The organism is Kitasatospora sp. NPDC089913, assembly GCF_044748625.1.
Taxonomy (GTDB): Bacteria; Actinomycetota; Actinomycetes; order Streptomycetales; family Streptomycetaceae; genus Kitasatospora.
In genome coordinates this window covers 21,064-45,547 of record NZ_JBIVGI010000013.1, presented here as the reverse complement: position 1 = coordinate 45,547, position 24,484 = coordinate 21,064, and the positions used below count along the sequence as shown (strand labels likewise).

Here is a 24,484-nt window from a genome sequence, read left to right as displayed (position 1 = left end):
CCACGACCGTGAGAGGAACATGTTCGTGACAGTGACAGAGCGCCTTCCAGGACCTGTCGATCACGAGTGGGACTGGCAGTCGAGTGCGGCCTGCCGGGAGGAGGACGAGACCCTGTTCTTCCACCCGTCCGGCGAGCGCGGCCGGGCGCACGACGAACGGGAGGCGGCGGCCAAACGGATCTGTGCCGGGTGTCCGGTCCGCCAGCGGTGCCTCGACCACTCGCTCGCCGTGCGCGAGCGGTACGGCGTCTGGGGCGGCCTCGGCGAGGACGAACGGCTCGCCCTCCTCCGCCCCGTCGCCCACCACGGCCGGTAGCCGGCCGCGCGGCCCAGCACCCCGGCCCCGGGCCCGGCCTCAATAGCAAGCGGCAATGTCCGAGCGCACCACGGCCGCGCTGTACGAGCACGTCGGCGACCTCGACATCCCCAACCCGCTCCACCATGACCCGCGACCGACGCCAGAAAGCCCGCGAGACGACCGCCCGCAGTACCAGGGCCCGCGCCGCCCCATGAACCGGCGCGGGGAAAAGACCCGGATGAGCAGCAGCGGACCGAACAAGAGCCGAGAAACCCCGCCCACGGGGGCCGAACGCGTCCGGCGCCGCGAATCGGGCGACCGCTCGTTCGGGGACCGCGCCGCGCGGGCGCCCCGCAAGCCGGGCCCCGGCACGGCGGACGACCAGGACGTCGTGGTCCGCGAGACCTACGACGCCACCACCGAAGCGTCCCGCACGAGTACACCGCCCCGGAAACCGCGGAACACCGACCAGCACGACGACGCACCCGGCCAGGAACGGCCGGACGCCGGAAGCACGCCCCGCCGTCGACGGTGATCGCCGCACCGGGCGGGTCCGGCCGGCCGGACCGTGAGGAGAGGCCGTAGGAGGCCCGTCGTGCGACCACGCCCGAAAGGGACTCGTCGTCACCGACAGCCGAGCACCACGGCACCAGGCGGCGCACCCGCAGTCGCGGGCACGGTCCAGGCCCGGCCGGGCACGCGGCAGACGTCCACCTCCACCTGGAAGGCACCGACAGCCATGGCCCTGGTCCAGTTGCTCGTCCCGCCCGCCGTCGCGGTGATCCTGACCACCACCGCTCCCTGCCTCCCGCAACGCCGTGGCCGCCCGCAGGCGGCCGTAGTGCGCAGCGACCGCACCCTCTACCGCCCCCGCCACGCCCGGCCGCGCCGCACAACCGCACCGGCGGACCCCGGCCGCCCCTCACGGAGAGTGGCGCGCACGGTTGGGCTCTTCCCGGGCTCGCCGGGACTCCAGCCGCCGACCGCGGCGACCGGGCGGCGCTTCGGCCCGCTCTGAGGGACGGCGGGAGTTTCTGACCGCCCGCCTGCGCGAGGAACGAGGAGGGAAATCAGCGGGCGTCGGTTTCGTCGATCAGGTACTGGAGCTCGTCGAAGATCTGGAGGACGACGACGACCAGGACGTGGTCGGCGACCATGAACTCCACCACGACGCCGGGGGCGGCGTAGGCCTTGCGCAGGTGCTCGTCGGGGCCGATGGGTGCCGTCGCGGTCTTGTGGTACGGGTCGCGGGCGAGCACGCCCAGGGCGCGCTCCAGAAGGTCGCGACGCTCGGCGGGCAGGGCGTCAATGGTCGCCTTGGCCTCGACGGTGAACTGCACGCGGTACGTCATGCCCGCCACCATAGCCGGGGCCGGGAGCGGACCGGAATGCCCCTCGAGCTCGAGCACGGGCCCGGCCACGCCGACGACCACGCGGACGACGCGCACCGTCCCCGGTCGACCCTTCGGCCGAGGATCGTGGCAGCACGCGGGTCCGGCGCCGCGAGGGCGGCCCGACCGGGAGAGGGCCTCGAGCCCGGGCGACGGTCCGTCACCCCGCCGGGTCGGGCTCCGAGGCGGCGATCACTCGGTGGAAGGCGCGGACGTGCGCCTCGACCAGGTCGCCGGCCCGCTCCGCGTCCCCGGCGGCGACGGCCTCGTAGATGGCGTGGTGCTCGGCACGCAGCTTCGCCGCCTCGGCCTCCCAGTCCGGCAGTCGGCGGGAGGCGGCGAGGATGGTGTGCCGCACGGCGTTGCGGACGGCCACGGTGAGGTCGGCGACCAGCCGGTTGCCCGCCGCTTCGGCGAGTGCGACGTGGAAGGCGGTGTCGTGCTCGTTGAACCGTTCGAGCTCGACACCCGGCTCGTCCATGCGGAGCAGCGGCTCGCGCAGGCGGGCGAGGTCGTCGGCACCGGCGCAGGCGGCCGCGAGGCGGGCGCTGGAGCGCTCCAGGCTCGCCCGGAGTTCGAAGACATCGGCGAGCGGGAAGTTGGCCAGGGCGAGGTGCAGGCGCAGGAGCTGGCTGAGGCCCTCGCCCGGGACGGCGGCGATCACGGTGCCGGAGTCCGGCCCGGTGCCGACCCGGGAGCGGACGGCTCCCTGGGCCTCCAGCACGCGCAGGGCCTCACGGATGGCCGCCCGGCTGACCCCGAGGAGCTCGACCAGCTCCCGCTCCGGGGGCAGGCGGTCGCCCACGCGCAGCTTCCCGGCGAGGATCTGCTCCTCGATGCGGGCGAGCACCAGCTCGTACGTGCGTGTGCGCGGGACCGGTTCCCAGCCCGCCGTTTCCGCCATGTGCCCTCCTCCGAACGATCCGGGGTCATCGTAGCCCGATCCCCGACCTTGGTCTGACCATATGCCGGGCGGTTCTGTACATCGCCCTTCCTCACCATCTATGGTCAGACCAAAGCCCAGAACCGCCGCCCTTGGAGCCGCGATGCGTGTTGCCCTCTTCGTCACCTGCGTCAACGACGCGGTGTACCCGGAAACCGGGCGGGCGGTGGTGAGCCTGCTGGAGCGCCTCGGCGTCGAGGTCGACTTCCCCGCCGCCCAGACCTGCTGCGGCCAGCCGCAGTTCAACACCGGCTACCGACGCGAGACCGAGCCCCTGGTCCGGCGCACCGCCACCGCGTTCGCCGACCACGACTACGTGGTCACCCCGTCCGGCTCCTGTGCGGCGATGATCCGTGACAACTACCCGCGGATCGGCGCCGCCGCCCGCGCCGAGGGCCGCGGCGGCGGACTGGCCGACGCCGCCGCGACGCTCGCCCCGAAGGTGTACGAGCTGACCGAGTTCCTGGTCGACGTCCTGCGCGTCACCGACGTCGGCGCGTACTACCCGCACACCGTCACCTACCACCCGTCCTGCCACGGCCTGCGGATGCTCGGGCTCGGCGACCGCCCGCAGGCCCTGCTGCGCGCCGTGAAGGGGCTGACCCTGGTGGAGCTGCCGGGCGCGGAGGAGTGCTGCGGCTTCGGCGGCACTTTCTCGGTCAAGAACCCGGCCGTCTCCGCCGCGATGGGCGCGGACAAGGTGCGCAACGCGCTCTCCACCGGGGCCGAGGTGCTCTGCGGCGCGGACAACTCCTGCCTGATGCACCTCGGCGGCACGCTCCGGCGGCAGGACGCCCCGCTGCGCACGGTCCACCTGGCCGAGATCCTGGCCAGCACCGAGAAGGAGACGGCGGCATGAGCGGCACCTACCTCGGCATGCCCGCCTTCCCGAAGGCCGCGGCCGTCAGCACCCGGGACACCCGCCTGCGCGCCAACCTCACCCGCGCCACCCGCACGATCCGCGACAAGCGCGCCAAGGCGGTCACCGAGCTCTCCGACTGGGCACAGCTGCGCCAGGCCGGCAAGGAGATCAAGGACCGGACGCTGCACCGGCTGGACCACTACCTGCTCCGGGCGGAGGCGGCCGTCACCGCGGCCGGCGGCACCGTCCACTGGGCGGCGGACGCCGCCGAGGCCAACCGGATCGTGGCCGGACTGGTGAAGGCCAAGGGCGAGCGCGAGGTCGTCAAGGTCAAGTCGATGGCCACCCAGGAGATCGGCCTCAACGAGGCCCTGGCCGCCGAGGGCATCACCGCGTACGAGACGGACCTGGCCGAACTCATCGTGCAGCTGGGCGACGACCTGCCCTCGCACATCCTGGTCCCGGCGATCCACCGCAACCGGGGCGAGATCCGCGACATCTTCCGGGAGGCGATGGGCCGTTGGGGGCGGCCCGCGCCCGACGGGCTGTCCGACTCCCCCGCCGAACTGGCCGAGGCCGCCCGCCTCCACCTGCGGGAGAAGTTCCTCCGGGCCAAGGTCGCCGTGTCCGGGGCCAACTTCCTCGTCGCGGAGACCGGAAGCCTGGTGGTCGTCGAGTCCGAGGGCAACGGCCGGATGTGTCTGACCCTGCCCGAGACGCTGATCTCGGTGGTCGGCATCGAGAAGGTGGTCCCGACCTGGCGCGACCTGGAGGTGTTCCTGCAACTGCTGCCGCGCTCCTCCACGGCCGAGCGGATGAACCCCTACACCTCGATCTGGACCGGCACCACCGAGGGCGACGGCCCGCGCGAGTTCCACCTCGTGCTGCTGGACAACGGCCGCACCGAGACCCTGGCCGACGAGGTCGGCCGGCAGGCGCTGCGGTGCATCCGCTGCTCGGCCTGCCTCAACGTCTGCCCGGTGTACGAGCGGGCGGGCGGACACGCCTACGGCTCGCCGTACCCGGGACCCATCGGCGCCATCCTCACCCCCCAGCTGCGGGGACTGCGGAGCGAGGTGGACGCCTCGCTGCCGTACGCCTCCTCGCTCTGCGGGGCCTGCTACGAGGTGTGCCCGGTCGCCATCGACATCCCCGAGGTCCTGGTCCACCTGCGCGAGCAGGTCGCGGAGAAGGCCGGCGGCCACCGCGCCGAACGCGCCGTGATCAAGGCCGCGACCTGGCTGCTGGACCACCCGGCGGCCTACGGGGCGGCCGCCCGGACCGCCGCGAGGACCCGCCGGCTGCACCCGCGCCGGCTGCCGCTGCCCGGTCCGGCCAAGGCCTGGAGCGACACCCGGGACCTGCCCGAGCTGCCCGACCGGACCTTCCGCGACTGGTGGAAGGCCGACCGGGCGGGCGGGGACGGCACGGCCGCGAAGCGCACGGTCGAGAAACTTACAGAGAACGAGAACCGCACGGAGGGGAACGATCCCGAATGAGCGACTCCCGGGAGCAGGTGCTCGCCAGGATCCGTACCGCGCTCGCCGACCGACCGGCCGGGGCGGCGGACGCGGACCCCGACGCCGAGGTACGGCGCGACTGCCTCGTGTCCCACCTGGCGGAGGATCCGGCCACCCTGATCGCCGTACTCGCCGAGAACCTCGCCGACTACCGGGCGGTCGTCCACCGCTCCACCGACCGCGAACTGCCGGAGCTGATCGCCCGGCTGCTGGCGGAGCGGGGCGCCGGCTCGCTGGCCGTCCCGGCCGACCTGCCCGCGACGTGGCTGGCCGCCGTCGAGGACGTGCGACTGGTCACCGACGGCGCCGGCCTCACGGCGGCGCAGCTGGACCGGGTCGACAGCGCGCTCACCGGCTGCGCCCTGGCCGTCGCCGAGACCGGCACCATCGTGCTGGACGCGGGGGCCGCCCAGGGCCGGCGTGTGCTCACTCTCGTACCGGACCACCACATCTGCGTGGTGCGCGCCGACCAGGTGGTGGCCTCGCTGCCGCGCGCGCTGCCCCGGCTCGACCCCGCCCGCCCGCAGACCTGGATCTCGGGGCCGTCCGCGACCAGCGACATCGAGCTCGACCGGGTGGAGGGCGTGCACGGCCCGCGGCGGCTGGACGTCGTCCTGGTGGCGGACCGGACCGGCTGACGGCGGAGCGGACCGCCCGGGTGCGGCGGACCCCGGTTGTGCGGCGGCCGGCGGTCAGCCGGCCGTCGCCGCCAGCCAGTCCCGGTAGCGGGTGGGGGCCAGCCGGGCACCGGCACCCGGTGTGAGCACGTCGCCGGGGACGGCGGCGAACAGGCCCGCCCGGTCGTCGACCAGCACGGGGCGGCGGTCGCCGCGGGCGGCCAGGGTGAGCCGGCCGATCTCGTCGAGCGTGAACCGGTCGGGGCCCGCGACGTCCACGGTGCCGCCGAGCGGCGCCCCGGTGGCCACGTCGGCGAGCGCGGTGACGACGTCGGCGCTGGCGATCGGCTGGATCGGCGTCGCGGGCAGGCGCACGGCGTCCTCGTCCGAGGTCCAGGACATCGTCGGTTCGACGAACTCGAAGAACTGGGTGGCGCGCACGATCGACCAGGGCGTCGGGCCGCCGCGCAGCAGCTCCTCCTGGAGCGTCTTGGCGCGGTAGTAGGCGAGGTCCGGGACCAGGTCGACGCCGACGATGGAGAGCGCGACCTGGTGGCGCACGCCGGCCCGCTCGCCCGCGGCCAGCAGGTTGCCGACCGTGGTGCGGAAGAACGCGATCGACTGCTCGTCGAAGGTGGGCGAGTTGGTGACGTTGACGGCCACCTCCGCGCCGGCGAGCGCCCCGTCGAGACCGGATCCGGTCAGCAGGTCGACGCCGGAGGAGAGCGAGGCGGTCGTCACCTCGTGGCCCCGGGCGGCGAGCTCGGCGGCGAGCTGGGATCCGATCAGGCCGGTACCGATGACGGTGATCTTCATGGGAGTGCCTTCCTTCACCGGCCGGGCGCGAACGCCCGACCAAAACTCGGACAAGTTCTATCCGAGATACTACTCGGATATCCTTTGTCCGAGTCAAACGCGAGCCAGAGGGAGGCGGAATGAAGCTGTCGGGTGGCGTGGAGTGGGCGCTGCACTGCTGCGTGGTGCTGACCGCGGCCGCGGAGCCGGTGCCGGCCGCCCGGCTGGCCGCGCTGCACGACGTGTCGCCCAGCTACCTGGCCAAACAGCTCCAGGCCCTGTCCCGCGCGGGCCTGGTGCACTCGGTGCAGGGCAAGACCGGCGGCTACGTCCTCACCCGGGCACCCGCCGGGATATCCGTGCTGGACGTGGTGCAGGCCGTCGACGGGGCGGACCCCGCCTTCGTCTGCACCGAGATCCGCCAACGCGGCCCGCTGGGTACCCCGCCCGAGCAGTGCACCGGGCCGTGCCCCATCGCCCGGGTGATGGGCGCCGCCGACGCGGCCTGGCGCGCCTCACTGGCCGCCGTCACGATCGCCGACCTCGCCGCGTCCGTCGCCGCCGGCAGCGGACCCGAGGCACTGCCCACCGTCGGCGCCTGGCTGGCCCGCGACCCCGACTGATCCGCGGGCGCGGCCCGGTCCGGGGCCGCCGGGGCACCGCTGCGCCCTCGCACCGGCCGCGCGACGACGCCACGACCGTGCTGGTGGAGTGGCACCACCCGGACCGCACCGGCGGCTGACCCTACGGGCGTGCCCGGAGCGGGATCCCGGTCCGGGCACGGCTCGCAGCCGGGGCTACGGCTCCAACAACCGGTCGAGCACCCGCCCGAAAACCAACCTGGCGGCGGACGCGACGAACGGGTCGGTGAAGCCGGGCAGCCCGGTGATCCGCAGCTCCTCCGACCAGGAAACCGCACTGCCGCCGCCCGCAGCACGGACCCCCAGCACGGCCCCGCCGCGCACCGGGCGGCCGCGTTTGGCGAGCCGGCAGAGCCCGTCGCGGCCCGGTCCGGGCGGTACCAGCTCGACGATCTCCATCGGGTCGTCGAAGCCCAGCGGCCCGAGGGAGGTGCGCGCGAGGACGAGGTCACCGACCTCCCGGCCGGTACCGCGGGCGACACCGACCCGGGTGAACGGCACCCGCTCCCCGTGCCGGGGCCAGGCGGTCAGCCGCTCCCAGCAGTCGGCCGGAGGCAGCGGCGAACGGCGGTTCAGCACGAAACGGGCCATGCGGACCACCGTAGCGCCGCCCGCCCCCGAAGGGCCGGGCCGCCGTACTCGTCGGGCGGCACCACCACCGCCGTCCCGGCCGGAATGCCGGTTGGGACGGTCTCGTACGCCGCGACGTCGAACCCAGGTCGGGGCGACCAGGACAGCCGGCGTGCCGTCCCCGAGCAGGCGCGGCATCCCGAGAACCCTGCAGCCGGGCAGTCGTGCGCAAGCCCTGCCACGACGGGCCCCGGCGGCACTGCGGCAACCCACTGCCCGATGGCCGCAGGCCCGGCCGCTCGGTTTCCCGGGAGCCAGTGTCGCCGTCCGTGCTCGGGGCACCAAGGTACGGGTGAACTCGGCCGACGCCTCCAAGGTCTTCGACAGGAACGGCTGCCTCGTGCCGTGCGGGCATCAGCGCCCCGCCGATCCGGGACATCGACCCGTCCCGGTGCTCGTCAGGACCGCAGCGAGCTGACGAAACAACAAAATCTTCGGCCCACCCCCGGGGAGCGAGAGCCATTCTTCGGCTTACGGACCGTAAGATCTCCTGCCCCCACCCCGAAACGCACCGCCTCGCCAGGCCCGGGACAGTCGCCCCGACGACGGCCGGTGTCGGGGCTCAACCGCCCTCGGGCAGTGGGCCGAGGGCCCGCGAGCACCCGAGGGAGACCAGGGCGTCGGGTCAGCGGTCGGCCGGACGTGGACGCGCGGCCCCGCTGGGCGATTGCACGGCAGCGTCCACGGCGGCGACGCCGGTGGCGGCCGGGGCGGCACCGGCGCCGACGCCGGCCCCGCCGCCGGGAAGGGCCCGGTCCAGCCACCTCGGCAGCCACCAGTTGGCGCGGCCGAGGAGGGTCATGGTCGCCGGGACCAGCACCATGCGGACGAGCGTGGCGTCGACGAGGATCGCGGTGGCCAGGCCGAGCCCGAACATCTTGGTGGAGGGGTCGTCGGTGACGGCGAAGGACAGGAACACCGCCACCATGATGAGGGCGGCCGAGGTGATGGTCCGGGCGGTGCCCGAGACGCCCTCGACGACCGCCGTGCCGTTGTCGCCGGTGCGCAGGTACTCCTCGCGCACCCGGGAGAGGAGGAACACCTCGTAGTCCATCGACAGGCCGAACAGGATGGCGAAGAGGAACATCGGGATGAACGAGACGATCGGAACCGTCGCTTCCAGCCCGATGAGCGCGCCTCCCCAGCCCCACTGGAACACCGCGACCATGACGCCGTAGGCCGCGCCGATGCTCAGCAGGTTCAGCAGGACGGCCTTGAGCGGTACGAGGACCGAGCGGAAGACCAGCATCAGCAGCAGGAACGACATCGCCAGCACGGCGGCGACGAACACCGGCAGGCGTTCGCTGGTGCGCCGGCCCACGTCGGACAGGCTCGCGGCGGCGCCGCCGACATGGGCCCTGGCCGGGCCGGGCCCGATCGCCGTGGGCAGCACCTCGGTGCGCAGCCGGGCGATGGTGTCGGCCGTGGCCCTCTCCTGCGGGCCGGTGGTCGGGAACACCACGAGGGTCGCGATGCCGGTGGCCGGGTCGATGTGCGTCGGCGCGACGGAGGCGATGCCCGGATCGGCCGCGAGCGTCGCGGTGAGGCGGTCCAGCACGGCCGGATCACCGGCGGGGTCCGCGGCGACGACGAGGGGTCCGTTGGTACCCGGGCCGAAGCCCTCGGCCACGAGGTCGTACGCGCGGCGCTCGGTGCGGCTCGGGGGCAGGGACCCGTCGTCGGGCAGGCCGACGCGCAGGGCGAGCACGGGCAGCGTCGCCGTCAGCAGCACGCCCGCCGCGCCGACCGCGTAGGGCACGGGGTGCCGGGCGACGTGCGCGATCCAGCGCCGCCACCCGGCGGCGGGGGCGACGCCCGTCCCGGCGTGCCGCCGTCGGCCTGAGGGGCCGGGCCGAACCGCCCGAAGCGCCCCGGCGATCCGGCCGGCCCGGCCCAGCCGCGGTCCGGCCGCGCCGAGGAAGGCCGGCAGCAGCGTCACCGACGCCAGCACCATGGTCAGCACGACGATCGAGACGGCCAGGCCGCCCACGGTCATGAACGGCACGTTCGCGACCGCCATGCCGAGGATCGACACGACGACGGTGCCGCCGGCGAAGACCACGGGCCGCCCCGCCGTGGCCACCGCCCGTCCGGCCGCCTCGCGCGGATCGAGCCCGCGCGCCAGGTACTCACGGTGCCTGGCGAGCACGAACAGCGCGTAGTCGATCCCCACCCCGAGCCCGACCATGCTGCCCAGGACCGGTGCGAAGGCGGGGACGTCCGTCACCCCCGCCAGGACCGTCATCGTGGCGACCCCGACGGTCAGCCCGAACACCGCCATGCCGATCGGCAGCGCGGCCGCGACGAGCGAACCGAACGCCAGGAACAGGATCGTGGCCGCGGCGAGAAGGCCGATCAGTTCGCTCGCACCGCCGTCGGGGTCGGAGAACGCGTAGAAGAGGTTGCCGCCCATCTCGACGCGCAGGGGCAGTTCGGCGCGCAGCCGGTCACCGAGGCCGACCAGGGCGTCGAGGTCCTCGGCGGACAGCCGGCTCTGGTCGGGGTACTGCACCCGGACGACCGCGGTCCGCCCGTCGGCCGAGACGAGGCCGCCGCGCACGGCGGTGTCCCCGCCCGCGTCGAGGGCGCCCACCGGGTCGCTCGCGCCGAGCACGTGCGGCAGCCGCGTCACCTCGGCCCGCAGCCGGGTCAGAGCGGAACGCGCGCCGACGTCGTCGAGGAACGTCGCACCGTCCGCGAGGGGGGTGACGACCACCTGGGCGGTCATGCCCTCCTGGCCGGTGCCGGCCCGCTCGATCAGTTCCGCGGCCCGCCGGGAGTCCAGCCCCGGCGCGGTCATCGAGTCCGCGGTCCGCCCGCCGAGGGCGACGGCGGCGAGCACGGCGAGCGCGGCGACGGCCAGCCATGCCGCGATCACCCGCCAGGGACGGCGGGCGGCGCTTGTGCCCAGGCGCAACAGGGCTTTCGAGAGCATCGGGTCCTCCAACCACGTCGTCGGCCGTCCTTGTGGGCCGACGATGCCGAGGTTCGTCGCCATCGCGCTCCGAGGCATCGGCCCGCGGGCCGCGGTTCCGTCGGCCCCGGGTCGGGGTGACGACCCGTCCTTTCGGCCGATGCGCCGCGCGCCGCGGTCCCTAGGCTGGGAACCGTGCTCCGAGACGACCTGCGAACCCTGTGGACCGAACCCCGGCCGCCCGACCCTCCCGCCCGGCTGCGGCGGGACTGGGCGCTGCTTGCCGCGAGCCTCGCCGCTGTGGCGCTCGAGGCCGTGCTGCGCGAGGACGTCGTGTGGCGGCCGGTGGCGGTGGCCGTCGCCGTCTGGCTGTGCCTGCTGTCCCTGTGGCGCCGGACCCACCCGCTGACGGTGGTGACGCTGGCGTTCGGCTCGGTGGCCCTGCTTCCGGTGGCCTCGCTCGTCGCCGCCCGGGGCGAGCCCGTCGGCCTGAACACCGGCGCCGTCGTGCTGGTGCTGGTGTACGCGCTGCCCCGGTGGGGATCGGGACGCGAGATCGTGCTGGGTGGCGCGGTGACCCTCGCGGTCGGCTCGCTGTGTGTCCTCGCGGACCCGGCGCCGGTCGCCGAGAGGATCATGGGCTTCGTCTTCCTGCTGCTGCCCGGCGCGGTCGGGTCCGCCGTGCGGTTCCGGGTGACCGCTCGCGAGCGGCAGTCGGAGCAGGTGCGCTCCCGCGAGCGCGAGCGGCTCGCCCGGGAACTGCACGACACGGTGGCCCACCACGTGTCGGCCATGGTGATCATCGCCCAGGCGGGCCGGGTGCTCGCGGGCACCGACCCGTCCGCCGCGGTCACGGCCCTGGAGGGGGTCGAGGAGGAAGGGGCGCGCACGCTCGAGGAGATGCGCGCCATGGTCGCCGCGCTGCGCGACCGCGGGGTCGGCGCCGAGCTGGCGCCCCCTGCCGGGGTCACCGACCTGGAACGCCTGGTGCGCACACCGGGTGGCCGCCTCAGGGTCGACCTCGGGCTCGACGGCGAACTCGACGCGCTGCCACCGGCCGTGGACGCGGCCGTCTACCGGATCGTGCAGGAGTCGGTGACCAACACGCTGCGCCACGCGGTCGACGCGACCGAGCTCGTCGTCCGGGTCGCCGCGCAAGGGCACACCGTACGGGTGAGCGTGCGCGACGACGGCCGGCGCACCGGCCGGGGCCGTGACGGGTACGGACTCACCGGACTGCGGGAGCGCGCGACCCTGCTCGGCGGCACGCTACGGGCCGGCCCGGGAACCGACCGGGGCTGGCACGTCGAAGCCGAACTGCCGAGCGCGAGGAGCGAGCGCGGTGCCCATTCGCGTCCTCGTCGCTGACGACCAGACGATCATCCGCACCGGGCTGCGGATCATCCTGAACGCCCAGCCCGGCATCGAGGTGGTCGGCGAGGCGGCCGACGGACGCGAGGCGGTCCGGCTGGCCCGCGAACTGCGCCCCGACGTCTGTCTGTTCGACATCCGCATGCCCTCGCTCGACGGGCTCGAGGCCACCCGGCTGATCGCCGGTCCGGGTGTCGCCGACCCGCTGGCCGTGGTCGTCATCACCACCTTCGACCTCGACGAGTACGTCTACGGCGCGCTGCGGGCCGGTGCCCGCGGCTTCCTCCTCAAGGACACCGGACCGGACCTCCTCGCGCAGGCCGTACGGTCGGCGTCCGACGGTGAGGCGCTCATCGCGCCCAGCGTCACCGTCCGGCTGCTCCGGGCGTTCGCGGACCTGCCCGCCGGCCGGCCCGCGGCCCAGCCGGTCTCCCCCGTCACCGCCCGCGAGGAGCAGGTGCTGCTCGCCGTCGCCCGCGGGCTTACCAACACCGAGATCGCCGACGCGCTGCGCATCAGCCTCAGCACGGTGAAGACGCATCTGGCCAGCCTGATGGCCAAGCTCGGCGCCCGCAACCGGGTCGAGATCGCGATGTGGGCCTACGAGACGCGCCGTATCCTCCCCGGGGCCTGAGCCTGAGCCTGAGCCGGAGCCGGGGCCCGAGCCCGAGCGGGCGCAGGTGCGCCGGCATCAGGAAACCGCAGGTCACGGACAGGAAACGGGTGGGAGAACGTCAGTCCCGGCAGCTACCATGCTCACCTGCCGAACACACGTTCAGCACCAGATCCCTCCCGCGCCGCCACCGTCCCGTGGCGCGCTCCCCGACGAAGGAACCCGCATGGGCGCGTCCCAGCCTGCCGTCGGCAGGCCCTCCTCCGGCATGACCTCCTCCGGCATGAGCACCTCCGTCAGGGCCCTGACGGCAGTCGCCATGCTCGCCGGCTTCTACCTGCTCGCCCTCGGCATCGTCGCCGCACTGGTCGCCCTCGACGTCAGCCTCTACCTGGCCTCCGGCGAGCTGCGCCCGGCCCTGCTGAAGATCTGGGCCGTCAGCGCCGTCATCGCCTACCCGGTCGTCCGGGTCGTCTTCCTCACCCGCAACCGCCGGGACGACCGCGAGCTGCCCGGACTGCCGGTCACCCGCGAGGAACAGCCCCGGCTGTGGGCCGCGGTCGACCGGATCTCCGAGCGCACCGGCATCCGCGGTCCGGCCGAGATCCGACTCGTCCCTGAGGTCAACGCGGGCGTCCGGGAGGAGACCAGGTTCCTCGGCCTGGTGCCCGGCAAGCGCCACCTGGTGATCGGCGTCCCCCTGCTGCTCGGCCTCACCGAGGCGGAGCTGGAGGCCGTCCTGGCGCACGAGTTCGGGCACTACAGCAACCAGGACGTCCGCCTGGCCGGGCTGACCCTGGCTGGCCGCACCGCCCTCCTGCGCACCGTCGGCGGTCTGCACGAGCGTGCCGACGCCCACCAGGCCAAGGAGGCCGCCAAGCTCCAGGCCAAGGCCGACAAGCGGCTCGCCCAGGGCCGCAAGGTCTCCGCCGAGGAGGCCACCGGCGGCGTCGACCGGGTGCTCGCCAAGCTCTTCACCCAGTACGGCAAGCTCTACTTCCGGGTCTCCGAGGCGGTCGGCCGCCGCCAGGAGTACGCCGCCGACCTGGTCGCCGCCAGGCTCTCCGGACGCGACGCCACCGCCTCCGCGCTGCGCCGGATCCCCGCACTCGACGCGGCCCAGGACTTCTACCTCGGCCACTACGCAACCCTCGGCTGGGAGGCCGGTCTCCTGCCGCCCGCCGGGCAGTTCTACGGCGGCCTCGCCCACCTGCTCACCGACCCCGAGCGCCGCGCCGAACTCGACGCCATGGCCCTCGAACTGCCCGGGAGCGAGCCCGACCCCTACGACTCGCACCCGCCTATCGAACTCCGGGTCGCCGCCGTCGAGGCCCTGCCCGACGACGGCCGCGGTGCCGGCAGCACCGCCCCCGCCCTCGGCCTGCTGCACGACGCCGAGCAGGTCCTCGCCGCGCTGGAGGTCGTCAGCCTGGTCCCCGAGGCCGCCCGCAAGGAGCGCGTCGACTGGCCGGCGCTGGTGCACCGCTCGCTGCTCGCCGACTGCCGCGAGTCCACCCGCCCGCTGCGCGACGCGCTGGCCGCCCTCGGGCTGGCGCCCACCGTCGGCGCCGCGCTGGACGCCATCGACGCCGGACGCGCCCAGGAACTCGTCGAGCGGCTGCCGCTCGGTCCGGAGGCCCGTGCGGCGACCGGCCGGGCCGCCCGTGAACTGGCCCGCCCGGTCCTGCGCGGCGCCCTCTCCGGACTCACCGTGCTCGCCCTGGTCGACGCCGGGCTGTCCGGCTGGGAGCTGTCCTGGTCCGGACCGGCCCGGCTGCGGCTGCCCGACGGCCTGGGCGAGCGGCTCACCACCGCCCTCGATGCGGCCTGCGCCGACAGCCCGGACACCACCGCCCTCCGCGCCGTGCTCACCGAGGCCGGACTCCCCGCCGCCCCGGCGACCGTCACCGTCCCCTGATCCGGCTCCGCACCGGCCCCTGACCCGGCCTCCGGCCCGGCCCCTTCCGAGATCCACGATCCACAAGGTTCACCATGCCAGTCCCCGTCGTCGTCATCCTCGTCAGCGTCGTCTCCGTCGGCGCACTCAAGCTCCTCACCTGGGCGCTCAACCGCTACACCGCCCGCAAGCAGGCCGAAATCGATTCCTGGCACGAGCGCGTCGTCACCGAGTACGGCCTGCTGCCCGAGGAGCAGCAGAACACCGACCGGGCCTGCGCCGCCCCCGAACTCGACGCCCTGCGCGCCGCCGCCGACCGCGGCGACTGGCGCGCCTGTGCAGAACAGCTCGCCGGAGCCGGGCCCGACGCGGACCGGCGCTACCGTTTCGTCGAGGAACTGGCCGACGCGGGCGCCGAGCAGGACGACTGGCTCCGGGCCTGGCGGGCCGAACGGCCCGGGGACCGGGACGCCGCCGTCGTCCACGCCGAGGCCCTGGTGAAGCTCGCCTGGCGCCTGCGCGGCGCGGCGTACGCCGAGGACACCAGCGACGAGCGGGCCGCCGGCTTCCACCGGGTGCTCACCGAGGCCCGGACCGCCGCCCGCGAGGCACAGGAGATCGCCCCGCAGGACCCGCTGCCGTGGACCACCGAGCTCTGGATCGCCCTCGGCCTCAACTACCCGCCGGCCGAGTTCGACCGGGTCTGGGCCGGGCTGACCGCCCGTGACCCGCACCTGTACCCGGCGCACTATGCCGCCGTGCAGTACTGGTCCGCCAAGTGGCACGGCTCCGAGGAGGAGGCCAACGCCTTCGCCGACCGCGCCGCCACCGACGCCCCCGAGGGCAGCCTGCTCGCGGGCATGCGCCTGGTCGCGCTCTTCGAGCACGAGCCCGACGACAACGAGGGCGCCTACTGGTCCACCCCGTACGCGCGGTCGGCCGTGGACGCGGCCCGCCGCGCCGTGGACGCCGCCCCGGCCGGGCACCCCCGGGCCGCAGAGATCCGTCACCTGCTCGGCTGGTGCTACACCATGACGGACCGGCCGGCCGAGGCCCTGGCCCAGTTCCGGCTCGTCGACGGTTACGTCGACGCACTGCCCTGGCGCTACTCGGAGGACCCGGCCGCCTACTACTGCCACATCCGGGCCGTCGCGGCCCGCTTCGCCGCGAAGGAGCCTCAGCCGGCCGCCTGACCCGACGTGCCGGCGGCCCCGGGCAGCGGGGTCGCCGGGACGCCAGGTCGCCGGCACGCCCGGCCACCGGTGCGCTGTCGTCACGGCGGCCGGGCTCCGAACGCGGTGGGCCGGTCCGGACGGCGAAGAGGGGGTGTCCGCCCTCCGGACCGCTCGCCCACCGCACCCTCTTCTCACCCCGATCCGCCACCGCAAACCACCCTCTTTCGGCACCGGGCCCGGAGGGTCCGACGAGCCGCCCCGGGCGCGGCCGAGGCGAGGGCGCAGTACGTCCACGAGCCGGGCGGCCCGCTCGCGAAACCGGTCCACTGCGCTCGCCGTCGTCGCCGCCGCCTGCACCGGCCGCAGCCACCGGGATCCCGCCTGCCCCCTCCGGGACGGTGGACGGCCGGGATCGCGAGCACGATGATCGTCGTACCGCGCAGGGCGCGGTCCCACGGCGAGGCCGCTCGGATCCCGCACGCAGCGCTGCCGGAGCGCTGCACGGCCGAAGGCCCTTCCGGGGCGTGTGCGGCCGGGTCCGGGCAGTGGGCGCAGGTCACACGGCGAGGCGCTGCTCGAGCTGGGCGAACAGCTCCGCGTCCGCGGCGTCGGCGGCCGGGGAGAGCGCGAACAGGCCGAGGAAGGTGTGGGTCAGGCCGTCGTAGACGCGGGCGAAGACCTCGACACCGGCCGCGCGCAGGGCCTCGGCGTAGGCCATCACCTCGTCGCGCAGCGGGTCGTACTGACCGACGCCGAGCACGGCGGGGGCCAGGCCCCGGTGGCTCGCGGCGCGCAGCGGGGAGAGACGACTGTCGGAGCGTGCCGCGGGGTCGTCCCCGGCATAGAGGTGCTTGAAGTCGTCGAGCGCCTCCAGGGTCAGCAGGTAACCCTCGCCGTACTCGGCACGGGAGGGATAGGAGCCCTCGAAGTCGGTGGCCGGGTAGGCGAGCAGCTGGGCGGCAAGGGGGCGGTGCTGGTCGCGGAAGGCCAGCGCGACGACCGCGGCCAGGTTGGCACCGGCACTGTCGCCGGCGACGGCGAGCCGGTCGCGGTCGCCGCCGTACGCATCGATGTGGTCGGCGACATGGGTGGCGACGGCCAGGCAGTCGTCGTAGGCGGCCGGGAACGGGTCCTCCGGAGCACGGCGGTAGTGCACGGCGACCACCACGGCCTCGACGTCGCGGCAGAGCCGGCGGGTGACGAGGTCGTGGCTGTCCAGGTCGCCGATGGTCCATCCGCCGCCGTGGAAGTAGGCGACCGTGGGGTGGGGGCCGGCACCGGCGGGCCGGTAGACCCGCACCGGGATGTCGCCGGCGGGTCCGGCCACGACGGTGTCCTGGACGGACCCGACCTCGATCGGCGCCGGCGCGGGCCCCAGCGTGCGCAGCCGGCGGTCGGCCTCGCGCAGGAACTCGGGATCGGCCTCGCGGACGGAAACGGCGGTCAGGGCGTTGATCTGTTCGAGCATGACGGCGATGGCGGGGTCGACGGGCATGGTGTTCGCTCCTGGTTCGTGCCGTCGTGGACGGCCGGTGGTGCGGAGGACAGGGCGGCCGTCCGCCCCGACGAGGGTGTCGGGGGGACGACCGCCCGGCGGTGAGGCCGACCCGTACGGGCCGTCGACGGGACGGCGGGCGTGGGAGGTCGAGCGGTCGTGGAGACCGGCGACGCGGTGGCGTCGGTGACCCTTCGGGAGGGGGCGGCACGGCTGTCGCTGCCCCGGGCCGGGTCGTGTCCTCGGGCCTCCTCACCGCTCGATGGACACTGCTTCCAGCCTCGCCCCGCGCCGACGGGCTCGCCATGGAGCGCGGCACAACACGTACGCGGCGGGATTTGTCGCTGTGGACAGGAACGCCGCCCGGGTGGCAGGCCGGTCCTGGGTGCTCGCAGCCTTCGTCTCGCGCAGGTGGCCGTGCACGGCGCCGCCGCGGTGTCGGAACGAAACGCGTCCCGCGGCCAACGCAGCCGGGGTCGTGCCAGCGCGGTCCGTACGGCCGGGTGGCAGGTCCAGGACCCGGCGGACCGCGGGTCGGGCTGCGGGTGGTGGACAGTTCAGCCCGGCGATGTACGTCGACGGCTTCCCCGCGATCCCCAGCGACCGGGGGGTCGACCCCGGTCCTCACTCCCGACTCCTGTCCCCTGCTGCCCGACCAGGCCCGCCGGACACACCGCAGGGATCGTCGCCCGCGACTCCTCGCCGCGGCCATCGTGTTCGAGGACGCGGCCACGCCCCCCCGGTGGCCGGCCGCAACCGTCAGCGCGTGCCCGGTCGCCCTTCGCGATTCCCCGCGTACCGGCCGACAGGGACAGGCCCGGGGGTGACGTACCCGACGTCGCAGCCCCCGCGGGACTCAGGCCCCGCGCACGTCCTACGGGCGCGGTGCGGGGCAGTCGGTGTCCTGGGCGGGCATGACGCCGTCGAGGAGGTAGCGGTCGACGGCCGCGTCCACGCAGGCGTCCCGGGGGGCGAACATGCCCGCGTAGACGGTGTGGCGGAACGCCCCGCGCAGGGTCACCAGCCGGGAACCGGTCAGGGCGCGGTGGGCGGAGAGCTGGCCGGGGTAGGTGGCGGCCGGGTCTCCGTCGGCACCGACCAGCAGCACCGGAACGGCGTTGCGCACCCGGGTGGGCGCCTCGGCGGGTCCGGCGGGCCAGAAGGTGCAGGGGGTGAGGTTGCGGGTGAGCGGGCCGAACAGGGGCTCGTCGGCGCGGTGGGCCTCGATGTCGCGGTAGTAGCCGAGCGGGTCGCGCGGCACGGCGCGGTCCGCGCACATGATCGCGGTCTGCACGGCCGCGGAGCCCCCGGTGTCGGGCGACGCCAGGCCGGTCAGCACCGCCTCCAGCAACTCGGTCGGCCGGGCGGGCCGGCCCTCGGCGGCGTCGAGCAGGACGCGTGCCAGGGCGGAGAACTCCTCGTAGGCGTTGGAGTCGTCGCCGCCCGACACCGTCCACAGCACCTGCGGCAGCGCCCGCGCGTCGACGCGGTGGGCTCCCACCGCGAGCGGGGCGCGTTCGGCGGCCAGGCGCACCCGCTCGACCGAGGCCAGGACCTCGGCGGTGGTCGTCCCCAGGTGGTGGCGGTCGTCGTGGCCGGCCGCCCAGGCGGCCCAGGCGGTGAGCGCGGCCGCCATCGCGGGGCCCTGGGTGGCCGTCAGGTCGGGGCCGAAGCGGTCCGGGTCCATGGCGGCGTCGAACACCGCCCGCCCCACCCGGTCGGGGAACAGCTGGAGGTAGACCTCACCGAGGTAACTCCCGTAGGACGAACCGAGGTAGGCGATCGTCGGCTCGCCGAGCACGGCGCGCACCAGGTCCAGGTCCCGGGCGGTGTTGCGGGTGGAGGCGTGCGGCAGCAGGGCCCGGTACGGGGCGCAGCGGGCCGCGAGGTCCTTGGCGATCTCGGCGGAGCGGTCGAAGCCGAGGCGGTCGGGGCCGGCCGCGCCCGGGCCGGACGTCGGCCAGCCGCAGTCGAGGGGGCTGCTGGCGCCGACGAAGCGCGGGTCCATGGCGACGATGTCGTAGCGGGCGCCGAGGTCGGGCGCCGCCCGGCGCAGCGCGAGGGAGAGCGCGCGGGCGGGGACGCCGGGGCCGCCGGGGTTGTAGAACAGGGTGCCCAGCCGGTGGGCGGGGTCGGTGGCGGGCAGCCGGGAGACGGCGATGCTCAGCGTGCGTCCGCCGGGGTGGCGGTAGTCGAGGGGGACGGTGATCCCGGTGCAGCGGGCGCCGGCGGCGTCGAGGTCGGCGCCGTCGGCGTCGTCCGGGCCGCTCGCGCAGGGGTGCCAGGGCGGTTGTTGGCCGCGGAGGGTGGCGAGCGGATCGGCGGTCGCGGCGGCCGGCGGATCGGCGGTGGTCGCGGCGGCGGTCGGTGCAGCGGCGCCGAGGGCCGGTGCGGCCGACGCGGTGAGGAGGGTCATGGCAACCGCCGCCACAGCGGCGGCCGACCTGGCGGCGCGGATCACAATCTCTCCCCCGGGGTTCTCGGCGAGCCGTCGGGGCGAGCGTAGGCGCCCGCGACGGCCGGGCACGTCCACCGCCGGTACCGGCCACCCCCGCCGAAATACCGCTGCGGGCCTGCTACTTCGGGACCACCCGGTCCCGTGCCGCCGGGCACCGCTCCCGGGCCCCGGGGCGGCGACGATCAGCGGGAACCCGTTCGTGCATGATGACCGGATGAACAGCAGCGAGCAGCGCTTCCACGTCATCGTGCTGTCGAACTTCGCGAAGGGCTTCGACAAGTACGCATTCGCCTACGGCAAGGCGGGGATCCCGGAGAGCACCTTTCCCGACCGGTTCCATCTGCTGACCCGCGCGGAGCTGGGCATCGGCATCGGCAAGGCACGACGCCTGCTGGAACGTCTGGCCGTTCCGGGTGACCGGTTGCTGGTCCTGGAGACCACGGTGGACCCGGAACGGCTGGTACCCAACGTGTCGACCGGTCTCGGCACGGAACTGCACGAGGACCGCATCCGGCTGTCGGCCGTCCACGAGCTCGGCCGGGTGGACGACGAGTACGCGCTGCACCCGACGACCGTCGAGGACGCCATGGCGGCCTCCCTGCACCTGCAGGCATCGGCCCGGCGCGGCTACGCCGACCTGCGACCCCGCTCGGTCTCGGTCCTGCCGGTCGCCTCCGCCTGCCAGGCCCGCTGCTCGTTCTGCTTCTCCGCGGCCTCGATCTCCAGCGACCAGCCGCCGGCCCGGGTCCCGTGGGGCGCGGTCGGCCACTGGCTGGAGCGCGCCCGCGCGGCGGGCGCCGAACGGGCCGTGATCACGGGCGGCGGGGAGCCCACGCTCATACCGTTCGAACAGCAGCTGCGGCTGGTGTCCGCCTGCTCGGCGGCCTTCCCGAAGGTCGTCCTGATCACCAACGCGCACACCCTGGCGAAGGGCCGGCACGCCGACCGGGCCGACCGGCTGGCGGCCCTGGGCGACGCGGGCCTGAGCGTGCTGGCGGTCTCCAGGCACCATCAGGACGACGCCGTCAGCGAGCGGCTGATGGCACTCCGCACGCCCGTGGGCTCCGTGATCGACACCTGGCGCCTGGAGCGCGACCGCTGGCCGAGGCTGCGGACGAGGCTGATCTGCGTGCTCCAGCGCGGCGGCGTGGCCGACGCGAGCGGCGTCGCCGACTACCTCTCGTGGGCCGCCGCCCTCGGTGTCGAGGAGGTCTGCTTCAAGGAGCTCTACGTCTCCACCAGCACCGAATCGCTCTACTTCGAGCGCTCCGCCAACGTCTGGAGCCGGGAACACCAGGTCTCGCTGTCCGTCGTCACCCGGTTCGCCGCGCAGCACGGCTTCGAAGCGGCGAGCCGCCTGCCCTGGGGCGCGCCGGTCTTCCGCGGCACCTGGGACGGCCGACCGATGCGGATCGCCGCCTACACCGAGCCCAGTCTGCTCTGGGAACGCACCAACGGGATCGCGCGCAGCTGGAACGTCATGGCCGACGGACGCTGCTACGCCTCCCTCGAGGACCGGGCCAGCGAGATCGTGGCGGAGGGCGCAGCGGTATGAGGTTCGACGAGTTCCAGGAATTCCGGCAGCGGCAGCTCGGTGCTTCACCCTCGCTCGTGGACACCGCCGAGACGAACGTGTACCGGGCGCTCGCCCCTGTGCGGCCGGAACCGCCGACCGGCACGGGCAGGGTGCACCGCTGCGATCTCGCCCGGGCCTGGCTGCGGAGGTTCGAACTGCCGCAGGAGTGGTCCCGCCGCGCCATGGTCTGCCGAGGGGTCCGCCACGGGCTCGGTGTGGTGTTCCAGCACCTGCACGCCGTGCGGGCACGGCTGTGGTTGCCCGGCGACGTGTACCCGGTCTACTTCGAGCTGGCCCGCGCCGCCGGGCTGGCGCCCGGGTCCTACCCGACGCTGCCCGCGCCGGCCCTGCCGAGGTCCCCGGCGGGCGACCGGCCCGAGTACCTGCTGCTCACCAACCCCAGCAAGCCGCTCGGCCGGTACCTGTCCCCTGCGGAGGTCACCGCCGTGATCGCCTGGCTGGAGGAGTCGCCGCACCGCCGACTGCTGATCGACACCGTCTACGACCTGGGTGCGCCGTTCGCTCCCGGTACGCAACGTCTGCTGGACACCGACCGCGCGGTCCTGCTGCACTCGGTCACCAAGGGATGGCTGTGGCCGCGCACGTTCGGCGTCGTCCTGCTGGGTCCCGCGGAGGCCGACCTGGCCGAGGCCTTCCGGGCGGACCCGCCGACGCCGGCGCAGCTGAGGCTCGCCGACCACCTGCTGACCGCGCACGGCGACACGCCCCGGCAGGTCGTCGACGAACTGGCGGCACGCGCCGAGCGGTTGTTCGCACGGTTGCCGGACGAGGTGCTGGCGGCGATCCCCATGCCGAGCCGGACGTGTCCCGGCAACTACTTCTTCCCGGTCGAGATGGCCGCAGAGACTCTCCGGCGCGAGTACGGCCTGCTCGCCCTGCCGGCCGGCGTGTTCGGGGACGGCGGCTGGTCCGGCTCCGTCCTGACCAGCCTGGCCGACGCCTTCGGCCCGACGCCGGTGGCGCCTCCGGTCCCGACTCCCCCCGCGCCCCGTCCGCACGACGAGCTCAGGGGGGGGCGAGCCCGAACCCGACCGCCGCTGACGGCCATTGACGGCCAGTGACGGCCGTTGACGGCTGCTGACACTCCCCGCGGTCGCCGCGGAGGACACCCGGTCGGCGGACGGGGGCCGAGGCTCCCCTCGAGCCCTCGCTGCCGCCGGTCGCCCGACGGCGCGCGCATTGCACGGTGGGCGCCCCTGCCGCGCCTCCACGCGCGGGCCTTCGCGGGACGTCGAGCCAAGACCGTCTGCGGCCGATGGGTAGGCGGGGGGCATGCGAGACCTTGCAGAGCCCTCCTTCCCCCGGATCGAGCCGTCCCCACCGTCCCCACCGTCACCTCCGTGCCCGTCGGCCCCGGCACGGCGCAATCCCCGGGCCGAATCCGTCCGCACGGAGCACCGACGCTGGACGTCCGCGCACGGGCTGACGCCCGCCGACGGCCTGGAGCGGGCCGCGTGGTGCCACCCCGATGTTCCGGCTGCCGAACTGGCGTTGCTCGCCGCCTGGTACACCTGGGCCGGCCAACCGGCGCACACCCCGGACGCCGTCCGGAACCGTGCCCGGTGCAGCCTGTGGGCCAGGACCGTGGCCCGGAGTCCCGACGACTGGTCCCGGCGCTTCGCCGAACGCGTGGCCGAACTCCGGGATCCGGGAGCGGCACCCGTCGAGCTCGTGGAGGCCGACCTGATGGCCCACCTCCGGGCCCGGCGCCCGTTCCGCCACTGGGCGGCCCTGCTGGTGGAGCGAACGAGCCGTCAGTTCGCCTCCTCCCCGGTGACGAACGCGTTCGCGGACGTGTCCGCACTGTCGGAGGACCTGGCCCATCCGAGCGTTCGACCGGACGCGCTCGGCGCCCTCGCCCGCCTGCTCCGGTGCTCCAGGTCCCGGGCGGTCCCGGTCGGTCGGCGGCTGCGGGCGGCGCGCCTGGCGGAGTTCGAGCGCGGCCGGCCCGACCAGGGGCTTTGGGACTGGCTGGCCGGTGACGCCGAGATCCGGCGCCGGCAGGTCGCGGGCCAGGGCCGTCACGGCGTCCTGCCGACCGGACCCACCGGGCCGGGCACCTCGGCCGTGCGGTTGGTGAGCCCACGTGCTCCGCACCAGGATCCCCCCGAACGGCACAACCGCGCCGACCTCCCGGGCCCGACCACGCCCGGGTACCCTTTCCGCCTGCCGCCCTTCGGCCTGCCCTGGCCCGCCCGCACCAACCCCCACCTGGAGCAGGCACGACGGGAGGCCAAGGACTGGGCCCGCTCGGTCGCACTGCTGGCGCCGGTACTGCTTCCGCCCGGACCGGCCGTCTGGACCGAGCACAGCTTCGACAGCGACGACTGGCCGCTGTTCGCCGCCCTCACGCACCCGGACGCCCCCGCCGACCGGCTGACGACGATCGCCCGGTGGGACGTGTGCCTGCTCGCCCTGGACGACTACTTCGTCACGGCCTACAAACTGCCCCGCGACCCCGCCGGAGCGCGGGCGTTCGTCGAACGGCTGCCGTCGTTCATGCCCCTGCGCGGCGAACCGGTGCCGCCGCCGGCCAACCAGGTCGAGCACGCCCTCGCGGACCTGTGGGCCCGCACCGCTCCGGCGATGACCGCCGGCCACCGCGAACGGTTCGCCGGGTACGTGTCCGACTTCGTGGCGGCCAACCTGGAGGAACTCGACGCGGCGATGCACGGCCGCGTCCCCGACCCGGTCCACTACCTGGAGTTCCGGCGGGCCAGCGCCGGCACGGACCTGTCCATCGGCCTCACCGGCACCCGCCCCGCCACGACCCCGGCTCTGCGACGCCTGGAGGACGCCTTCGCCGACACCGTCGGCCTGCGCAACGACATCCACTCCTACCGCAAGGAGATCGACGAGGAGCGGGAGGTCTGCAACGCCGTCCACACGTTCCACCATCTGCTCGGCGGAAGCCTGCAACAGGCGGTGGACGTGACCTACCGGCTCTTCGAGGCGCGGGTCCAGGAGTTCACCCGGGTCGCCGGACGGGAGGTCGGCGGCGAGCACACCGCGTACCTGGCCGCGTTGCGGGACTGGATGGCCGGCGACAACCAGTGGTACCGCCGCACCGGCCGGTACCGGCAGGGCACGAGCCGGGACCTCGGTCTCCCCGACCCCCGCCGGAGAGAGCTCCTCGTTGCTCCTCCCGGACGCGCCGATCCGCCCCCCGCGTCACCGCAGCACCCGGCCGCCCTGCGGGAACCCGGCAGCTCCGTGTTCGTCCTGCCGCGCTGAAACCGTCCGGGGATCCCGCTCCGAAGAACCGGG

The 24,484-nt window shown here is 74.8% G+C and carries 21 protein-coding genes; 13 read left to right on the top strand and 8 right to left on the bottom strand.

The window, feature by feature from the left end; all coding sequences use genetic code 11:
- The first annotated feature begins 25 nt into the window (after nt 1-25).
- Both ACIPYS_RS20775 and ACIPYS_RS20770 read left to right on the top strand, forming a co-directional pair.
- Nucleotides 26-316 (top strand): WhiB family transcriptional regulator, encoded by a 291-nt coding sequence (locus tag ACIPYS_RS20775; RefSeq protein WP_231978129.1) that lies wholly within the window; start codon nt 26-28, stop codon nt 314-316.
- A 55-nt stretch (nt 317-371) separates the two neighbouring features.
- Nucleotides 372-833, top strand: a complete 462-nt coding sequence (locus ACIPYS_RS20770; RefSeq protein ID WP_400747880.1) for a hypothetical protein — start codon at nt 372-374, stop codon at nt 831-833.
- 89 nt (nt 834-922) lie between these two features.
- On the opposite strand, the gene ACIPYS_RS20765 is transcribed toward ACIPYS_RS20770, so the two are convergent.
- The 3 genes from ACIPYS_RS20765 to ACIPYS_RS20755 form a co-directional block, all read right to left on the bottom strand.
- Nucleotides 923-1,090 (bottom strand): hypothetical protein, encoded by a 168-nt coding sequence (locus ACIPYS_RS20765; RefSeq protein ID WP_400747878.1) that lies wholly within the window; start codon nt 1,088-1,090, stop codon nt 923-925.
- Nucleotides 1,091-1,368: 278 nt separating this feature from the next.
- Nucleotides 1,369-1,650, bottom strand: a complete 282-nt coding sequence (locus tag ACIPYS_RS20760; protein WP_093865461.1) for a hypothetical protein — start codon at nt 1,648-1,650, stop codon at nt 1,369-1,371.
- A 199-nt stretch (nt 1,651-1,849) separates the two neighbouring features.
- Nucleotides 1,850-2,593 carry a FadR/GntR family transcriptional regulator gene (locus ACIPYS_RS20755; protein ID WP_093864304.1) on the bottom strand — a complete coding sequence of 248 codons (744 nt, stop codon included), beginning with the start codon at nt 2,591-2,593 and terminating at the stop codon, nt 1,850-1,852.
- A 142-nt stretch (nt 2,594-2,735) separates the two neighbouring features.
- On the opposite strand from ACIPYS_RS20755, the gene ACIPYS_RS20750 reads away from it, so the two are divergent.
- Genes ACIPYS_RS20750 through ACIPYS_RS20740 form a run of 3 tightly spaced genes read left to right on the top strand, consistent with a single transcriptional unit; the run spans nt 2,736 to nt 5,652 of the window.
- Complete coding sequence (locus ACIPYS_RS20750) at nt 2,736-3,491, top strand: (Fe-S)-binding protein (protein WP_400747875.1); 756 nt, start codon at nt 2,736-2,738, stop codon at nt 3,489-3,491.
- Nucleotides 3,488-4,993, top strand: coding sequence for a LutB/LldF family L-lactate oxidation iron-sulfur protein (locus ACIPYS_RS20745; RefSeq protein WP_400747873.1), 1,506 nt, complete (start codon nt 3,488-3,490; stop codon nt 4,991-4,993). The genes ACIPYS_RS20750 and ACIPYS_RS20745 overlap by 4 nt, the downstream gene beginning before the upstream one ends.
- A complete protein-coding gene (locus tag ACIPYS_RS20740; RefSeq protein ID WP_400747871.1) occupies nt 4,990-5,652 on the top strand; it encodes a lactate utilization protein C in 663 nt (220 codons plus the stop codon). Before ACIPYS_RS20745 ends, ACIPYS_RS20740 begins: the two co-directional genes overlap by 4 nt.
- 54 nt (nt 5,653-5,706) lie before the next feature.
- Here ACIPYS_RS20740 and ACIPYS_RS20735 read toward each other — a convergent pair whose 3' ends face one another.
- On the bottom strand, nt 5,707-6,447 hold the full coding sequence (locus ACIPYS_RS20735) for an SDR family oxidoreductase (protein WP_400747869.1): 741 nt from the start codon (nt 6,445-6,447) through the stop codon (nt 5,707-5,709).
- Between the two features lie 119 nt (nt 6,448-6,566).
- On the opposite strand from ACIPYS_RS20735, the gene ACIPYS_RS20730 reads away from it, so the two are divergent.
- Nucleotides 6,567-7,049 (top strand): RrF2 family transcriptional regulator, encoded by a 483-nt coding sequence (locus ACIPYS_RS20730; RefSeq protein ID WP_400747867.1) that lies wholly within the window; start codon nt 6,567-6,569, stop codon nt 7,047-7,049.
- 174 nt (nt 7,050-7,223) lie between these two features.
- Here the strand turns inward: ACIPYS_RS20730 and ACIPYS_RS20725 are convergent, their stop codons facing one another.
- Both ACIPYS_RS20725 and ACIPYS_RS20720 read right to left on the bottom strand, forming a co-directional pair.
- Nucleotides 7,224-7,658 (bottom strand): SRPBCC family protein, encoded by a 435-nt coding sequence (locus ACIPYS_RS20725; RefSeq protein WP_400747865.1) that lies wholly within the window; start codon nt 7,656-7,658, stop codon nt 7,224-7,226.
- A 664-nt stretch (nt 7,659-8,322) separates the two neighbouring features.
- Nucleotides 8,323-10,632 carry an MMPL family transporter gene (locus ACIPYS_RS20720; protein ID WP_400747863.1) on the bottom strand — a complete coding sequence of 770 codons (2,310 nt, stop codon included), beginning with the start codon at nt 10,630-10,632 and terminating at the stop codon, nt 8,323-8,325.
- Between the two features lie 174 nt (nt 10,633-10,806).
- Here ACIPYS_RS20720 and ACIPYS_RS20715 point away from each other — a divergent pair, with 174 nt between their 5' ends.
- From ACIPYS_RS20715 to ACIPYS_RS20700, 4 genes are all read left to right on the top strand, one after another.
- The gene (locus ACIPYS_RS20715) at nt 10,807-11,979 is read left to right on the top strand and encodes a sensor histidine kinase (protein WP_400747861.1); all 1,173 of its coding nucleotides are present in this window, start codon (nt 10,807-10,809) and stop codon (nt 11,977-11,979) included.
- Nucleotides 11,954-12,616, top strand: a complete 663-nt coding sequence (locus ACIPYS_RS20710) for a response regulator (RefSeq protein WP_400747859.1) — start codon at nt 11,954-11,956, stop codon at nt 12,614-12,616. The genes ACIPYS_RS20715 and ACIPYS_RS20710 overlap by 26 nt, the downstream gene beginning before the upstream one ends.
- A 205-nt stretch (nt 12,617-12,821) precedes the next feature.
- Nucleotides 12,822-14,513, top strand: coding sequence for a M48 family metalloprotease (locus ACIPYS_RS20705; protein WP_400747857.1), 1,692 nt, complete (start codon nt 12,822-12,824; stop codon nt 14,511-14,513).
- Nucleotides 14,514-14,587: 74 nt separating this feature from the next.
- Nucleotides 14,588-15,685 (top strand): hypothetical protein, encoded by a 1,098-nt coding sequence (locus ACIPYS_RS20700; protein WP_400747855.1) that lies wholly within the window; start codon nt 14,588-14,590, stop codon nt 15,683-15,685.
- A 538-nt stretch (nt 15,686-16,223) separates the two neighbouring features.
- Here the strand turns inward: ACIPYS_RS20700 and ACIPYS_RS20695 are convergent.
- On the bottom strand, nt 16,224-17,162 hold the full coding sequence (locus tag ACIPYS_RS20695) for an alpha/beta hydrolase (protein WP_400747853.1): 939 nt from the start codon (nt 17,160-17,162) through the stop codon (nt 16,224-16,226).
- An 874-nt stretch (nt 17,163-18,036) separates the two neighbouring features.
- Nucleotides 18,037-19,578 (bottom strand): alpha/beta hydrolase, encoded by a 1,542-nt coding sequence (locus ACIPYS_RS20690; protein WP_400747851.1) that lies wholly within the window; start codon nt 19,576-19,578, stop codon nt 18,037-18,039.
- A 256-nt stretch (nt 19,579-19,834) separates the two neighbouring features.
- Between ACIPYS_RS20690 and ACIPYS_RS20685 the strand changes: the two genes are divergently transcribed.
- From ACIPYS_RS20685 to ACIPYS_RS20675, 3 genes are all read left to right on the top strand, one after another.
- Entirely contained in the window at nt 19,835-21,175 is a 1,341-nt protein-coding gene (locus tag ACIPYS_RS20685) for a radical SAM protein (RefSeq protein ID WP_400747849.1), read from the top strand.
- Nucleotides 21,172-22,278: an aminotransferase class I/II-fold pyridoxal phosphate-dependent enzyme gene (locus tag ACIPYS_RS20680; RefSeq protein ID WP_400747847.1), complete on the top strand. Its 1,107-nt coding sequence runs from the start codon at nt 21,172-21,174 to the stop codon at nt 22,276-22,278. Before ACIPYS_RS20685 ends, ACIPYS_RS20680 begins: the two co-directional genes overlap by 4 nt.
- Nucleotides 22,279-22,801: 523 nt before the next feature.
- On the top strand, nt 22,802-24,451 hold the full coding sequence (locus tag ACIPYS_RS20675) for a hypothetical protein (RefSeq protein ID WP_400747845.1): 1,650 nt from the start codon (nt 22,802-22,804) through the stop codon (nt 24,449-24,451).
- Nucleotides 24,452-24,484: the final 33 nt, after the last annotated feature.